The organism is Kitasatospora sp. Root107 (genome assembly GCF_001424875.1).
Classification (GTDB): Bacteria; Actinomycetota; Actinomycetes; order Streptomycetales; family Streptomycetaceae; genus Kitasatospora.
Window position 1 is genome coordinate 66,763 of sequence record NZ_LMCT01000004.1, and the last position, 15,145, is coordinate 81,907.

Sequence of the window (15,145 nt, forward strand, 5' to 3'; positions counted from 1 at the left end):
TCTCCCGGCGGTATCCAACTGTTAACGGGCAACCCCTTGTCGGGTCATTTTCTACGCGCGTATCTTGGGGCCCGCCGGATCTGCCCGGCACGTGATCTACGCGGGTAGTGCGCCGTCGTGCGCTGCCTGACCCACCCTCAGCTCCCGGCGACCCCACGCGCGTCGCGAGCTTGGACCGAGGAGTTCTGCCCGGTGACCAAGTCCACCGCTCCCCGCCGTTCCCGCCGCAGCCTGCTGCGTGCGGCCGTCCTGCCCGTCGCCGTGGCGGGTTCGCTCGTGCTCGCCCCGCTCCCGAGTGCCCTCGCCGCGCCCTCGGCCGACGTGGTGATCTCCGAGGTGTACGGCGGCGGTGGCAACTCCGGTGCCACGCTGAAGAACGACTTCATCGAGCTGGCCAACAAGGGCGGCGCGGCCTTCGGCCTGGCCGGGTACAGCGTGCAGTACCTGCCGGGCGCCCCGAGTGCCGGTTCGAAGTGGGGCGTCACCGCGCTGACCGGCTCGGTCGCCCCCGGCGGCCGCTACCTGATCGCGGCGGCCGCCGGCACCGGCGGCACCGTGGCGCTGCCCACTCCGGACGCCACCGGCACCCTGACGCTCTCCGGCACCAGTGGCACGATCGCGCTGGTCCAGGGCACCGACCCGCTGACCTGCAAGACCGCCGCCGACTGTGCCGCCGACCCGCGGATCAAGGACCTGGTCGGCTTCGGCACCGCCGTGGTCCGGGAGGGTTCGGGCCCGGTCACCGGAGCGAGCAACACCGCCTCGGTGGCGCGTACTTCGGGCCTGCCCGACACCGACGACAATGCCGCCGACCTCAAGGCCGGGGTGCCGACCCCGGTCAACTCCGCCGGTGAGGCGCCCGAGGGCGGCGACACCCCGACCGGTCCGGTCGAGCCGGGCAGCGTCCGGATCCACGACATCCAGGGCAGCACCCGGCTGTCGCCGAAGACCGGCAAGACCATCGCGGGCATTCCCGGCATCGTCACCGGTGTGCGCACCTACGGCTCCAAGGGTTTCTGGATCCAGGACCCGACCCCGGACGCCGACCCGGCCACCAGCGAGGGCCTGTTCGTCTACACCGGCAGCACCCCGACCGTGGCGGTCGGCGACTCGGTGCTGGTGACCGGCAAGGTCGCCGAGTACTACCCGGCGTACAGCGCGGGTGGCCAGTCCATCACCCAGCTGACCGCACCCGCCGTCACGGTGCTCTCGGCCGGCAACGCGGTGCCCGCGCCGTTCGTGCTGGACTGCGACAGCATCCCGGCGGCGTACGCTCCGGACGCGGCCGGCGGCAGCATCGAGGGCCGCACGCTGGCGCCCGCCGACTACGCGCTGGACCGGTACGAGTCGCTGGAGGGCATGAACGTCCGGGTGGAGGACGTCCGGGTCGTGCAGGCCACCGACCAGTACAGCGAGCTCTGGGTGCAGGCCCGCAAGCAGGACCTCGCCAGCAGCCGTGGTGGAGCGATCTACCTCGGCTACGACAAGCCCAACTCCGGCCGGGTGATGGTCCAGTCGCTGCTGCCGCTGACCGAGCGTCCGTTCCCGACCGCGAACGTCGGCGACCAGCTGGCCGGGATCACCGACGGCCCGCTGGACTACAACCGCTTCGGCGGCTACACGCTGGCCGCGACCACGCTCGGCGCGGTGCAGGACAACGGCCTGCAGCGAGAGGTGACCGACCGGGCGCTGCCCAGCGAGGTCGCGATCGCCACCTACAACGTGGAGAACCTGGACCCGAGCGACCCGGACGAGAAGTTCGCCGAGCTCGCCAAGGGTGTGGTCACCAACCTGCGTTCGCCCGACATCATCGTCCTGGAGGAAATCCAGGACAACAACGGTGCGGTCAACGACGGTACGGTGGATGCGAGTTCGACGATCGCCAAGTTCACCGCCGCGATCGCCGCAGCGGGTGGCCCGGCCTACGACTGGCGCTCGATCGCCCCGGAGAACAACAAGGACGGCGGCGAGCCCGGCGGCAACATCCGCAACGTCTTCCTGTTCAACCCGGACCGGGTCACCTTCACCGACACCCCGGGCGGCACCGCCACCGACGCGGTGGACGTCACCGGCACCGGCAAGTGGGCCTCGCTGACCGCCTCGCCGGGCCGGATCGACCCCGGCAACGAGGCGTGGGGCTCCAGCCGCAAGCCGCTGGTGGGCGAGTTCAAGTTCCACAACAAGAAGATCTTCGTGATCGCCAACCACTTCAACAGCAAGGGTGGCGACCAGGGTCTGGACAGCCGCTTCCAGCAGCCGGCCCGCAGCTCCGAGGAGCAGCGGACCAAGCAGGCGGCCGTCGAGCAGGCCTTCGTGGCCAAGCTGCTGGCGGCCGACCCGAACGCCCGGGTGGTCTCGGTCGGCGACTTCAACGACTACCAGTTCTCCCCGGCGCTGGCCACCCTCACCAAGGACGGCGTGCTCCGGGACCTGGTCAACTCGCTGCCGGCGAGCGAGCGTTACTCGTACGTCTTCCAGGGCAACTCGCAGGTGCTCGACCACAGCCTGGTCAGCCCGGCGCTGAAGCACGTCGAGTACGACGTGGTGCACATCAACAGCGAGTTCGCCTCGCAGGCGAGTGACCACGACCCGCAGATCGTCCGCATCAAGCCGTAACGGCAGCAACGGTAGTGCCCCGGACCGCAGTTGAGGTCCGGGGCACTACCGTTTCGGTGGGCGGTGGAGGCGTCAGTGGCCGAGGGTGCGCAGCACCGTGTCGGCCATCACCCGCTCACCGGCCGCGTTCGGGTGGAACGGCGCGGCGGGGGACTGCGGCAGCAGGCCCTCGATCCAGGGGTTGTCCGAGCAGGCGTCGTGCCCCTTGGTCGGGCCCGCCGTGTCCACGTAGGTGACGCCGTTCGCGGCGGCGGTCCGGGCCAGCATGGCGTTCAGGTCGCTCAGCACGCCGTGCAGGTACTCGACGTCGCCGGGGGTGACCGGCTGGCGGTTGATGCAGGCCGCGCCGTTCGAGGGCACCACGGTGGGGTAACCGACCAGCAGGACCTTGGCGTTGGGGGACTTGGCCCGGATCTTGCGCAGACCGTCCGCGAGCTGCGGCTCGGCGGCGGCGATCCGGGTGCGCAGCTTGTCCTCGCCGTAGACCCACTGGAACTGCCAGTCCTGCCAGACCCAGTGCCCGTCGGCGTAGACGTCCTTGCACGGGGTGCCGAAGGGGTTGACCACGGCCCCGCCGACGCAGGTGGCGATCAGCTCGGCGACGCCGAGGTCGCTGACCCCGAGGTCATTGCCGCCGATGCCCAGGGTGACCAGCGCGGTGTCCGCCCTGAGGGCGTTCAACTGCGGCTCGTAGAGACCGTACTGGGCCTCGTTCAGGTGCTTCACCTTGGCGGCCGAGCAGGTGACGTCGGTGTACGTGGTGCTCTGCAGTGCGGCGGCCACCAGGTGGCCGTAGTTCTGGTCCGAGCGCAGGCAGAGCCCGCCGGACTGGTTCGGCACCAGGGCGCCGGCCGCGTACGAGTCGCCGAGTGCGACGTACGGGCCCGCGCCGGTCCCGGCCTGGGCGGTGGGGGCGGTCAGCGCACCGACGGCGGTGGTCGCCAACAGGGCGCCGAGCAGGGCGGGGAGACGCTTTCGGGCATGGCTGAGCACGGTTCCTCCTGAGGGGGTGGAGAGAATCGGCGGGTGGGTGGGGGCAGATCAGCCGGCTACTACTGGCAAGTAAGTTACTGGCAGGTTAATCAGGCTGTCCAGAGGCCCCGCGGAATTACCGAATATCCGTCAACTGACCCTGGAATTACGCTCCATGGCGGATCGTTTGGCCACGTATTCCGCTACGGTGCGGAGCGGAAGGAATTCCCGTTCCGGGAATCCGGCGGGTCGCCCGGGACGGTATTCCGCGAGCGCGCTGCGGCGGGGGGAGGTTACCGGCCGGTTGACCTGGTGGGCCGGAGGCCGCAGAATCCGGACACGCCTGCTCACCCTGGAGGATCACCCGTGACACTGGACGCCGACGTCATCGTGATCGGAGCCGGGCTGGCGGGCCTGGTCGCCACCGCCGAACTCACCGACGCCGGGCGGAAGGTGATCCTGCTCGACCAGGAGCCCGCCGCCTCGCTCGGGGGCCAGGCGCACTGGTCGTTCGGCGGTCTGTTCCTGGTCGACTCACCCGAACAGCGCAGGATGCGGATCCGCGACTCGCACGAGCTGGCCTGGCAGGACTGGCTCGGCACGGCGGGCTTCGACCGTCCGGAGGACGCCTGGCCGCGCCGCTGGGCCGAGGCGTACGTCGACTTCGCGGCCGGCGAGAAGCGCTCGTGGCTGCACGGACAGGGCGTCAGGTTCTTCCCCGTGGTCGGTTGGGCGGAGCGTGGCGGACTGCTGGCCAGCGGGCCCGGCAACTCGGTGCCGCGGTTCCACATCACCTGGGGGACCGGTCCCGGCCTGGTCGAGCCGTTCGCCCGGCGGGTGCAGGCCGCCGCCGCGCGGGGGCTGGTCGACCTGCGGTTCCGGCACCGGGTGACCGGGCTGTCGGCCAGTGCGGGCGCGGTCGACACTGTGACGGGCGAGGTACTGGTGCCCAGCACGGTGGCCCGGGGCGAGGGCAGCTCGCGGGAGGTGGCCGGCTCCTTCGAGCTGCGGGCGCAGGCGGTGATCGTCACCTCGGGCGGCATCGGCGGCAACCACGAGCTGGTCCGCAAGGCCTGGCCGGCTCGGCTCGGCACACCGCCCGAGAAGCTGCTCTCCGGAGTCCCCGCGCACGTGGACGGCCTGATGCTGGGCATCACCGGCGCGGCGGGCGGCCACCTGATCAACGGCGACCGGATGTGGCACTACACCGAGGGCATCGAGAACTGGGACCCGATCTGGGCCAGGCACGGCATCCGGATCCTGCCCGGCCCGTCCTCACTCTGGCTGGACGCGCGCGGCAAGCGGCTGCCGGTGCCGCTGTTCCCCGGGTTCGACACCCTGGGCACGCTGGAGCACATCATGACGACCGGTCACGACCACACCTGGTTCGTGCTCACCCAGAAGATCATCGAGAAGGAGTTCGCGCTCTCCGGGTCCGAGCAGAACCCCGACCTGACGGGTAAGTCGGTCCGGGACGTGCTGCGCCGAGCACTGCCCGGCGCCACCGGGCCGGTCGAGGCGTTCAAGAAGCACGGGGTCGACTTCGTGGTCGCCGACTCGCTGACCGAGCTGGTCCGGGGGATGAACGCGAAGACCCCGGACACGCCGATCGACGAGGCCGACCTGCGCCACGAGATCGAGGCCCGGGACCGCGAGATGGCCAACCCGTTCAGCAAGGACCTCCAGGTGACGGCCATTCACGGTGCCCGCCGCTACCTGGGCGACAAGCTGATCCGGACCGCGTCCCCGCACCGCCTGCTCGACCCGAAGGCCGGGCCGCTGATCGCGGTGCGGCTGAACATCCTCACCCGCAAGTCGCTCGGCGGCCTGGAGACCGACCTCGACTCGCGCGTGCTGCGCGCCGACGGCTCGGTGCTCGACGGCGTCTACGCGGCGGGCGAGGCGGCCGGGTTCGGCGGGGGCGGCGTGCACGGCTACCGCTCGCTGGAGGGCACCTTCCTCGGCGGCTGCATCTTCTCCGGCCGGGCAGCGGGCCGGGCGGCGGCGAAGGCCACCGCGTGAGCGTGGTTCCGCTGCTCTTCCTGGACGTCGACGGGCCGATCATCCCGTTCGGGGCGACCGACGGTTACCCGACCTTCGGCACCGGGTACCGGCAGCCCGGCACGAACCCGCTGCTGGACCGGGTCGACCCCGCGCTCGGGCCCCGGCTGCTGGCGCTGCCCTGCGAGTTGGTGTGGGCCACGACCTGGATGTCCGACGCCAACGAGTGCCTCGCCCCACTGCTCGGTCTGCCCGACCTGCCCGTGGTCAGCTGGCCGGAGCCTTCCGAGGACGACGGACGCGGCGGCCTGCACTGGAAGACCCGGACGCTGGTCGCCCGGGCGGCCGGCCGACCGTTCGCCTGGGTCGACGACGAGATCACCGACGCCGACCGCAGCTGGGTCGAGGCCCACCACCGAGGCCAGGCTCCGCTGCACCGGGTCGACCCGCGGTGCGGCCTGACGGACGCGGACTTCGCCACCCTCGACGCGTGGCTGCGCCCGCGCGCGGACGGGCCACCGGCGGGTGACCGGTGGCCCGTGTGAGAGAGCTCAGCGCTTGGCGTAGACGCCGTCCATGAAGTCGACGATCTGCTGGTCCGTCAGCCGGCCGCCGTTCCGGTGACCCATCGCCAGGTCGGCCTCGCTGATCATGCCGACCAGCCGGTCGTTGTCGATCACCGGGATCCGGCGGATCTGGTGCTGCTCCATCTTCTTGAGCACCTCGTCCATGTTGTCGTCCGCCCGGACGCAGTGCAGGTGGCCGCTCAGCTCCATCGCCTTCATCATGGCCGGGTCCTTGCCCTCCGCGATACATCGGGTGACGATGTCGCGGTCGGTGATGATCCCCTTGAGCATCTGGTCCTCGCCGCAGATCGGCAGGGCACCGACTCCCATGTCCCGCATCATCATGGCGGCGTCGAGCAGGGTCTGATCGGCCCGGACGCACTGGGCACCGGCGTGCATGATGTCGCTTGCCTTGATCATGAGTTGACCTCCGAGTCGCCCCCGGGAGGTCCGGAGTGCGACTTCGGTCACCATAAGCAGCGGTGAGAGGGCCCGCACGGCGAGCGAACGGCGCCGGATACCCTCGGCGGTCGGGGGTGCGTCATGCCCCTGAACAGTGCGACTGCCCGTTGGAGGGGAACTGATGGCTCGTAAGGCCCGTAAGGAAGCCGCCGCCGCGCCGGTGACGGTGACGGTGTGCCGGGGGTGCTGCTGCGGGACGGAGCGACGGCATCCGGAGGTCGACCACGCGGCGCAACTGGTCCGTCTGAAGGAAGGCGTCGGCGCGTCCGGCCGGGTCCGCGCGGTGCCCTGCCTGGACGCCTGCGACCACTCCAACGTGGTCGTGGTCAGCCCGTCGGCGGAAGGGCGGGCGGCCGGTGGGCGGCCGGTCTGGCTCGGCTGGGTGCTGGCGGACGACATGCTGGACGAGATCACCGACTGGGTGAAGGCCGGCGGTCCTGGCATCGCGGAGTCGCCCGGCACGCTCGACCTGCAGGAGTTCGCGGTCTCCCGGCGGGTGCGCGAGGGCCTGCCCGGCTGAGACCCGTCGGGCGTGGGGCCTGGCATGCTGGCGGGCATGGCGGAACTGAACGGCAGGCCGGTACGCCCGGCGGAGCTCCAGGCCCTGGCGCTCACCAACTACGGGCACTTCACCACCATGCGGGTGACCGACGGCCGGGTGCGCGGGCTGACGCTGCATCTGGAGCGGCTCCGGCAGGACTGCCTGGCGCTGTTCGGTACCGAGCTGGACCTCGGCCTGGTCCGGGAGTACGCGGGCCGGGCGGTGCCGCCGGGGGGTTCGCTGATGCTGAGGGTCACCGTCTTCGACCCCGCGCTCGACCTGGCCGGCCTGGCCGGGAAGGCCGCCCCCGCCGTCCTGGTGACGACCCGTCCGGCGGGCGGCACCGAGCTGCCGCCGCTGCGGGTCCGCGCGGTCCCGTACGTCCGGGACCTGCCCGAGGTGAAGAGCGTCGGCCTGTTCGGGGCCCTGCACCACCGCCGGTCGGCCCAGCTGGCCGGGTACGACGACGCGCTGTTCACCGACCTCACCGGCGCCGTCAGCGAGGGCGGCACCTGGAACCTCGGCCTGATCCGGGGCGGTGAGCTGGTCTGGCCGCAGGCCGCGTACCTGCCCGGCACCACGATGCGGTTGCTGGGCCCCGGCCGCACCGAACGGGTCGCTCTCCGGGACCTGCCCGCCTACGACGCGGCGTTCGCCACCAACGCGGCCGTCGGCGTGCGTCCGATCGCGACCGTCGACGAGGTCGGCTTCGATCCGGCGCACCCGGTGCTCGCCGAGCTCGCCGCCGCCTGGGCCAGGCTCCCGGGTACGCCGCTCTGAACCGGGCGGGAGGTTACGGGCCGAGAGGTTACGGGCTGGGCTTTCCGGCGATCGCGTTGTAGACCTTGATCCGCAGGCGGCGCTGCCAGCCCTCGCGCTCCTCTCGGACCCGGGCCCGGTCGGCCTTCCGGCTGCCGACCGGGTAGCGGGCCCGCGCCCACGGGGACCCGGGGCGGGCCAGCCGGAGCGCGCCGACCACGGCGATCAGGGGGACGAGCATCCCGAGCAGACCGGTGAACGCCTTGCCCTTGCTGAGCGCGACGAGGGCGAAACCCGCGTTGACGGCCACCGTCGTCGCGTACGTCCAACCGGAGACCGGTGCGCCGTCCGCTGACGCCTCGTCGGCTCCGAACGGGACCGCCCCGAGCAACAGCAACCCGCAGACCGCCGCGCCGAGCACCACGGTGTCCACCGAGAGGCGGCCCTCCTCGGACCAGTAGACGTCCCGCAGATGCAGGATCAGTGCGAACTCGTCCAGCACGAGCGCGGTGCCGATACCGAAGAGCGCCGCCGCGATCTCGGCCCACGGATGCTTGCCGCCGATCGGTGAGGCCAGCCCCAGGCCGCCGATGATCATGAAGACCACGCCGAAGACCACATGGTGGATGTGCAGCCCGCCGGGCGTGACGTTCTGCGGCCACCAGGAGACCTCCGCCCGGATCATCCGCACGCTGAACCGGATGAAGAGGAACGCCCCGAGGAAGCCGAGCAGCAGGAAGAGCAACGGCTGCTTGCCCGGGTCCAGGATCTCCTCCTGGTACCAGGTGCCCACGGGTCAGACCTCGCACTCGGCCGGCCGGGTGGGCTCGGCGGGTCGGCCGCGCCGGGTCCGGGAGAAGATCAGGAGCAGCCGCTTGCGCCAGTCGGGGCCTGCCGCTGCCGTCTCCCCGGTCTGATCAGATCTCATGTGTCGATGCTGGCACCGGCGCAGACCGCGCGCAGTGCGACGGTGCCGCTGCGGTTCGCCGTCGATCCGGCATTCGTGGCACCGGTTGGTCCGCCGGCCGTGGCCCCGATCGACGGAGGGCCTGAGCGGGACCACAGCAGCCGGGGTACCGCGCCCCGGCTGCTGGTGTGTGCGCCGTCAGTAGCCGCGGGCGCTCTTGCCGGGGTTGGCCTGCTGGACCTTGGAGGCCAGGTCGTGGCCATCCTTGGAGACGTTGTAACGGTCCATCATGTAGTTCATCGAGGCCGCGCAACTGGCCACCGGGTCGTAGATGTTGGTCGAGGTCCCCTGCTGGTGGTAGGCGGCGAAGGTGCTCGGGATGCACTGCCAGGGGCCGCGCGAGGAGTTCGCCGGGTAGCCGTCGGACTGCTTCGGGCCGGTGGCGTTGCTGTCCCAGCCGTTGGCCAGCGGGAGGGAGTTGTACGAGGACTCGCGACCGGCCATGGTGAGCAGGCCCTTGGTCCACTGTTCGCGGGCCTTCGGGTCGGTGATGCCCATCAGGTCCAGGGTCTGGCTGATGTAGTCCCGGACGGCGGCCTCGCCGCTCTTCCACGAGCCCCGGCCGCTGTACTCGACGTCCTTGACCGGGATCTTGCCCTCGTGCGACGGCTTCGCGTCCGGGTCGTCGCCCTTGTCGCCGCTGTCGTTGCCGTGGTCGTTGCCGCCCTGGTCACCGCCGTGGCCATTGCCGTGGCCGTTGCCCTTTCCGTTGCCGCGACTGTCGTCGTTGCCGCTGGGCTTCGGCTTGTCCGGCTGCTGACGGTCCTTGTCCTGCTTGCGCTGATCCTCCTCGGCCTTGCGGTCGGCCTCCTGGTAGGCCTTGATCACCTGTTGGAGCTTCTGGACGTCCTCGGCGATCGCCTTGGTGAGCTTCTCCTTGGTCTGCTGGAGCTTCTCGGCGCGCTCGTTGATGTCCGCGACCTCGCCGGCCACCTGGCCGGCCACCGCGGCGAAGCCGACGATCCCGGCGAACGGCGCGGCCATCAGGTCGGTGGCGACCGCCTTGGCTACCGTGCTCTTGATCTGGCCGAGCTTGGCGCTCATCTCGGCCATCCGCTCGCTCATCTGCTGCCAGTCCCGCTGGATCTCGGCCAGCTCGGTCAACGAGACCCCGAACTTGTCACCGCTCATACGGCCCTGCCCCCCTGCTCCCGGTCCGCCTGCGAACCTTCGCCCGCACCCCGTGTGTTGACGTTCGGTCAATCATCCTGCCATGGCGAAGCCGCCCACCGAAGAGCGCGGTGGGCGGCCGGGGACAGCAGGGACCGGACGAGGTCAGGCGGTGTTCTCCGCCTGGGCCATCCAGGAGTACTTCTCCAGGTCGGCGGTGAGGCCGATCAGGATGTCCTGGCTGACCGGGTCGGCCTCGGCGGTGGCGTCGATCCGGCCGCGCATCCGGGTGATCACGGCCGCGAGCGCCTCGACCAGGGTGCCGACGGCGGCCGAGTCGACCACCTGGCCCTCGGGGGAGGTGGAGATCCCGCTGGTGTCGGCGACCGTCTTGGCCCGGCCGTCCGGCGAGCTGCCGATCGCGGCCGCCCGCTCGGCAACGGTGTCGGAGTGCAGCCGGGCCAGCGCCACCACCTCGTCCAGCTGGAGGTGGACCGAACGGAACCGCGGGCCGACCACGTTCCAGTGCAACTGCTTTGCCACCAGGGAGAGATCGATCAGATCGACCAGCGCCCCCTGCAGTGCCTCACCGACGACCTTGCGGTCGGTGTCCGGCAGCGGGCTCTTGATTCCGTACATCGGGTTGCCTCCTGGACTGGGTTCGACTCCGCTGGCCAGCATGGCATGGGAAGCGGACAAGTCAGTCATTTCGCCGCCGCTGGCGAGCCCTGTCGGGGGAGTTCGTTCGGGGTCTGTAGATCGAAGCGCTTCGAAGTTCGGAGTGATGCCCTGGACTGTCAAGGTGCCGTCCACCGGCCCGCCCGGCGGGTCTTCGCTGTCGTAGCTGGTCCAGGCCATGGTCGGGGGAGCGTTCTCCGACGCTCCGAGTCGATCTGTCGATCCGTGTCCCGTAAAGACTTGAAGCATCAAGCTCGTGCAAACCCTTGTGTGTCGCCGTTCGCTGTCCTAGCCTCGGCGCGAAGTTGAAGCGCTTCGACACTGTGCTTTGACGGTGCATGTTGATCACCACCCCAGGAAGGCTTCCCGCCTCATGTCCCGTCATGGCATCCACGACACCGCCCCCGCCACCCGCTGGGAGGACGCCTACCTGAGCGGCAACGGCCGGCACGGCGCGCTGGTGCACGGCCGGACCGATGCCGAGACGGTGGTGATCACCCATCACGACCTGGTGCTGCCGGACACCGCCTCGGGCGTCGAGCCGCCCGCGCTGGCCGGTGAGCTGGCGGCCGTCCAGGATCTGCTGCTCGCGGGTGAGCAGGCCGCGGCGGTCCGCCGGTTCGGCGGCGACTGGGAGCCTCGGTACGTCCAGCCGTTCCACCCGGGCTTCGCCGTCGGCTGGGTGCGCTCGCGCCGGAGCGAGGTCACCGGGTACCGCCGGGAGCTGGACTTCCGGACCGGCGTGGTGACCACCCGCTGGCGGGAGGGTGGTGGCGAGTGGCTGGCCGAGTGCTTCGTCTCCCGGGCCGACGACGTGGTCGTGCAGCGCCTGGTCGCCCCCGAGGGGAGCACGGTCGAGGCCGAGATAGGCCTGGACGGCCGGCTGCCGGGTGCCCCGGACGGCCTGCGTGCGGCGGTCCGCTCGGTGTACCGACCGGCCGAGATCCCCAGCTCGGCCGAACTACCGCGCGACACCGCCCTGTTGCGCCTGCGCGCCCGATACCCCGACAGCGAGTACGGCTACCGGGGCGCGGCCCGGATCGTGGCGACCGGCGGTACGGTGCGCTGCGACGGACCCCGGGTGTACGTCTCCGGCGCTTCGGAGGTGCTGGTGCTGACCCGGACCGCCCGGGGAGAAGTCGGCTCCCCGACTTCCGAGTTGAGCCGACTGGACACCGGGATGTACCGGTTGCCCGCTGACCACGGGGAGCTGCTGGCGCGACACGCCGCCCTGCACGGTGCCGCCTACGACCGGGTCGGGCTGGACCTCGGCGCGACGGAGGCCGACCGGCAGCAGCCCGCCGCCGAGCTGCTGGAGCGTCAGGCCGCCGACCCGTCGGCGCTCCAGCCCGCGTTGCTGGAAGCGCTGTTCGCGGCCGGACGGTACCACCTGCTGTCCGCCTCCGGCGTGCTCCCGCCCCGGCTCTGCGGCCTGTGGGCCGGTGACTGGCACACCGCCTGGGGTGGCGCGTTCACCACCAACGCCAACCTCAACCTGCAGGTCGCCGCCGCGGCCACCGGCGACCTGCCCGAGGTGACCATGGCGCTGGCCGCGCTGATCCGGGGTCAGCTGGCCGACTGGCGCACCAACGCCCGGCTGCTCTACGGCACCCGGGGGGTGGTCGCGCCTGCGCACACCGACGGTACCAACGGGCTGCAGTACCACTTCAACCACAGCTGGGCGCACCACCTCTGGACGGCCGGTGCGGACTGGCTGCTGCAACCGCTGGTCGAGTACGTGGAGACCTCGGGTGATCTGGACTTCCTGCGTGCGGAGTTGCTGCCGCTGCTGGGAGAAGTCGCGGACTTCTACACCGACTTCCTCACCCGCACCGACGCCTCCGGTGCGCTCGTGCTGGTCCCCTCCTACTCCCCGGAGAACCATCCGACCGGCCCCGACGGCACCCAACTCCCGGCCGCCGCCTCGGTGAACGCCACGATGGACCTGGCCGCCGCCCGGCACGCCCTGCTCACCGCCGCCGACCTGACCGAGCGGCACACCACCGCCTCCGGCGCGCACTGGCGGGCGGTCGCCGCCCGGCTCCCGGGCTACCGGGTGAACGCCGACGGCGCGCTCGCCGAGTGGGCCTGGCCGTCGTCCGGCGACAGCTACGACCACCGGCACGTCAGCCACCTCTACCCCGTCTGGCCGCTGGACGAGATCAGCCCCGACACCACCCCGGCCTTGGCCGAGGCGGCCCGTACGGCGCTGCTGCTGCGCGGCGACGAGAACCACTCCGGGCACGGCCACCTGCACCGCGCGCTGGCCGCCGCCCGGCTGGACGACCCGCTGCTGGCAGGCCGGCAACTGGCCCAACTGCTGCTCCGGGGCTTCCACTTCCGCTCCCTGATGACCAGTCACTACCCCGATCGGAACGTGTACAACGCGGACGTCGCGCACGCCCTGCCGGCCGTGCTGACCGAAATGCTGCTCCGCTCGCACCCCGCCACGGCCACCGGCCCGGCCCGGCTGGTGCTGCTCCCGGCGCTGCCCGAGGCACTGCCGTCCGGGCGCCTGTACGGGCTGCGGACCCGATTCGGCGCGGTGGTGCGGTCGTTGAGCTGGTCTCCGGCGGCCGTCACCGTGGTGCTGTGCAGTCCGGTCGACCAGGAGGTGACGGTGCGATCGGGTCCGGTGGGCAAGCATGCTCCGGTGCGGCACCTGCTGGTAGCCGGGGTGGAACGGACTATTCGCTTCGACCGCTGACCGCCCTGACCTACCATCGGCGGATGCCGACCAGTGAGCTGCTGCGTGCCAACGCCTTCCGGACCGCCTTCGCCCGCCGCCAGGCCACCGAGGTCCGGGAGGTGGCGGGGGGCTTCCTGGCTCTGAACGCGGCCTTCCCCCTGTCGTACGAGCACAATCAGCTGCACATCGACAGCGCCGCCGGACCAGCCGCCCTGCTGACCCTGGCGGACGCGGCGCTCGCGCATGTCCGGCACCGCCAACTGACCGTCTACGACGCCGAGTCGGGCGCCGCGTGCGTACCGCTCTTCGAGGCGGCCGGGTACCAGCACATGACCGAGGTGGTGATGGCCCACCGGGGCCCGACGCCGGCTCCGTCGGTGCTCGCCGCGCCGGTGGACCTCCCCGAACTGGCGGTCCCGTACCGGGCCCGGCTGCGGGACTGGATGCCGGAGGTCTCCGAGGAGGCCGTCGAGCAGCTGATCACCCGTCGGGAGGCCCGCCGGAACGGAGCGCCGGAGGTGGTCTTCCTCGGCGCACGCAGCACCGACGGCCGGGTCGCCGCCTGGGCTGACCTCTACCGCGACCCCGCCGAGGGCATCGCCCAGATCGAGGACCTGGTCACCGCCCTGGACCAGACCGGCCAGGGTCACGGCGACACCGTGCTCACCACCGCCTTGCACCTGGCTGCCGAACAGCCACTGTGCTTCCTGGTTGCCGACGCCGAGGACTGGCCGATCCAGTGGTACGCCCGGCGGGGCTTCGTGCCGATCGGCGAGTGCCACTCCTTCACCCGCTCCTGAGCGCCATGTCGACCTGCCCGACTGGCCTTGTGTGGGAGCCGGGCATGTGTTCAGTCGACGAGGCGACCAGGGTTGCTCCGACAGTGCATGCTGCACATCGGGCAGGGCATCCGGGTGGAGCAGTACCGCACCACGGTGATTCGGGCGTACGGCAACGGCGTCGACCTGCCGTCACCGGTCGGGTTCAGGTTGCCGACCGAGATCCTCAAGACCTACGTGCGCTGACTCAGCCCTCCGCGAGCGTGGCCAACTGGGCGGTCAGGGTGTCGGTGTGCTGGAAGGTCAGGCCGGCCAGGGCGATGTGACGCCAGGTCACCGTGCCGCCGCCGTCCAGGATGAAGACCGACCGGCGCAGCCCCAGGCCGGGCATGCTGATCCCGTACGCCCGGGCGACGGCGCGGTCCGGGTCGGCGAGCAGGGGGAAGGCCAGCCGGTGCTTGCGGGCGAAGCGTTCGTGGCTGTCCAGGTCCTGCGGGCTGATGCCCCAGACCGTGGCGCCGAGGTTCTTGAAGCGGTCCAGGTCGGAGGTGTACTCGCAGAGCTGCTTCGTGCAGACCGGGGTGTCGTCCCCCGGGTAGAACACCAGCACCAGCGGACGGCCCTTGGCCTCTTCCAACCGGTACTCGCGTCGCTCCGCGAGGTCCTCGGCCAACAGGAGGCCGGGCAGCGTGAACGACGGAGCCGACGCTCCGACCTCGGGCGGCTTGGCCATGGAACTTTCCCTCCCGTACTGAAGCAGTGCCTCTGGCACTGTACTTGCTCCCGGCGGCTGCGCCGAGGACGCCCATCAGGTGTCAGCGGCGGGGCCGTACATGATGACCTCGACGCCGGCCAGGCAGATCACCGCGCCGAGGACGTCGGAGCGGGTGGGGCGGAAGCCGTCGACGGCGGCGACGGCGAACAGGGCGACGGAGCGGAGCACCGGCACTGGTGGCGCTCCGTCAGCCCGTTACAGTCGTTGTCAGTCGCGGGTGTGGGTGGTGA

At 71.3% G+C, this 15,145-nt stretch carries 16 protein-coding genes; 8 read left to right on the forward strand and 8 right to left on the reverse strand.

Translation table 11 applies throughout. From position 1 onward, the window contains the following. Window positions 1-192: 192 nt before the first annotated feature. On the forward strand, window positions 193-2,616 hold the full coding sequence (locus ASC99_RS05440; RefSeq protein ID WP_082598100.1) for an endonuclease/exonuclease/phosphatase family protein: 2,424 nt from the start codon (window positions 193-195) through the stop codon (window positions 2,614-2,616). Between the two features lie 72 nt (window positions 2,617-2,688). Here ASC99_RS05440 and ASC99_RS05445 read toward each other — a convergent pair whose 3' ends face one another. Next, window positions 2,689-3,609: an SGNH/GDSL hydrolase family protein gene (locus tag ASC99_RS05445; protein ID WP_057228876.1), complete on the reverse strand. Its 921-nt coding sequence runs from the start codon at window positions 3,607-3,609 to the stop codon at window positions 2,689-2,691. 345 nt (window positions 3,610-3,954) lie between these two features. Here ASC99_RS05445 and ASC99_RS05450 point away from each other — a divergent pair, with 345 nt between their 5' ends. Together ASC99_RS05450 and ASC99_RS05455 are read left to right on the forward strand one after the other, a co-directional pair. Next, complete coding sequence (locus ASC99_RS05450) at window positions 3,955-5,610, forward strand: FAD-binding dehydrogenase (RefSeq protein WP_057228878.1); 1,656 nt, start codon at window positions 3,955-3,957, stop codon at window positions 5,608-5,610. Beyond that, complete coding sequence (locus ASC99_RS05455; protein ID WP_057228880.1) at window positions 5,607-6,134, forward strand: HAD domain-containing protein; 528 nt, start codon at window positions 5,607-5,609, stop codon at window positions 6,132-6,134. Before ASC99_RS05450 ends, ASC99_RS05455 begins: the two co-directional genes overlap by 4 nt. 6 nt (window positions 6,135-6,140) lie before the next feature. Here the strand turns inward: ASC99_RS05455 and ASC99_RS05460 are convergent, their stop codons facing one another. After that, entirely contained in the window at window positions 6,141-6,575 is a 435-nt protein-coding gene (locus ASC99_RS05460) for a CBS domain-containing protein (protein ID WP_057228882.1), read from the reverse strand. A 163-nt stretch (window positions 6,576-6,738) separates the two neighbouring features. On the opposite strand from ASC99_RS05460, the gene ASC99_RS05465 reads away from it, so the two are divergent. Both ASC99_RS05465 and ASC99_RS05470 read left to right on the forward strand, forming a co-directional pair. Next, window positions 6,739-7,137, forward strand: a complete 399-nt coding sequence (locus ASC99_RS05465) for a hypothetical protein (RefSeq protein WP_057228884.1) — start codon at window positions 6,739-6,741, stop codon at window positions 7,135-7,137. 36 nt (window positions 7,138-7,173) lie between these two features. After that, a complete protein-coding gene (locus tag ASC99_RS05470) occupies window positions 7,174-7,938 on the forward strand; it encodes an aminotransferase class IV (protein ID WP_057229225.1) in 765 nt (254 codons plus the stop codon). A gap of 28 nt (window positions 7,939-7,966) precedes the next feature. Here the strand turns inward: ASC99_RS05470 and ASC99_RS05475 are convergent, their stop codons facing one another. The 4 genes from ASC99_RS05475 to ASC99_RS05485 form a co-directional block, all read right to left on the reverse strand. After that, complete coding sequence (locus tag ASC99_RS05475; RefSeq protein ID WP_057228886.1) at window positions 7,967-8,710, reverse strand: hypothetical protein; 744 nt, start codon at window positions 8,708-8,710, stop codon at window positions 7,967-7,969. A gap of 3 nt (window positions 8,711-8,713) precedes the next feature. Beyond that, entirely contained in the window at window positions 8,714-8,845 is a 132-nt protein-coding gene (locus tag ASC99_RS41650; RefSeq protein ID WP_255359220.1) for a hypothetical protein, read from the reverse strand. Between the two features lie 177 nt (window positions 8,846-9,022). Then, on the reverse strand, window positions 9,023-10,015 hold the full coding sequence (locus ASC99_RS36905; RefSeq protein WP_057228888.1) for a hypothetical protein: 993 nt from the start codon (window positions 10,013-10,015) through the stop codon (window positions 9,023-9,025). A 144-nt stretch (window positions 10,016-10,159) separates the two neighbouring features. Then, window positions 10,160-10,633: a Dps family protein gene (locus tag ASC99_RS05485; RefSeq protein WP_057228890.1), complete on the reverse strand. Its 474-nt coding sequence runs from the start codon at window positions 10,631-10,633 to the stop codon at window positions 10,160-10,162. Window positions 10,634-11,045: 412 nt separating this feature from the next. Here ASC99_RS05485 and ASC99_RS05490 point away from each other — a divergent pair, with 412 nt between their 5' ends. The 3 genes from ASC99_RS05490 (at window position 11,046) to ASC99_RS39630 (ending at window position 14,386) form a co-directional block, all read left to right on the forward strand. Beyond that, window positions 11,046-13,379 carry a glycoside hydrolase N-terminal domain-containing protein gene (locus tag ASC99_RS05490; protein ID WP_057228892.1) on the forward strand — a complete coding sequence of 778 codons (2,334 nt, stop codon included), beginning with the start codon at window positions 11,046-11,048 and terminating at the stop codon, window positions 13,377-13,379. 23 nt (window positions 13,380-13,402) lie between these two features. Beyond that, window positions 13,403-14,161, forward strand: a complete 759-nt coding sequence (locus tag ASC99_RS05495) for a GNAT family N-acetyltransferase (RefSeq protein ID WP_057228894.1) — start codon at window positions 13,403-13,405, stop codon at window positions 14,159-14,161. A gap of 87 nt (window positions 14,162-14,248) precedes the next feature. Next, window positions 14,249-14,386, forward strand: a complete 138-nt coding sequence (locus ASC99_RS39630; RefSeq protein WP_200948279.1) for a hypothetical protein — start codon at window positions 14,249-14,251, stop codon at window positions 14,384-14,386. 1 nt (window position 14,387) lies between these two features. On the opposite strand, the gene ASC99_RS05500 is transcribed toward ASC99_RS39630, so the two are convergent. Next, entirely contained in the window at window positions 14,388-14,873 is a 486-nt protein-coding gene (locus ASC99_RS05500; RefSeq protein WP_057228896.1) for a peroxiredoxin, read from the reverse strand. A 75-nt stretch (window positions 14,874-14,948) separates the two neighbouring features. After that, window positions 14,949-15,089, reverse strand: coding sequence for a hypothetical protein (locus ASC99_RS36910; protein ID WP_082598102.1), 141 nt, complete (start codon window positions 15,087-15,089; stop codon window positions 14,949-14,951). Window positions 15,090-15,145: the final 56 nt, after the last annotated feature.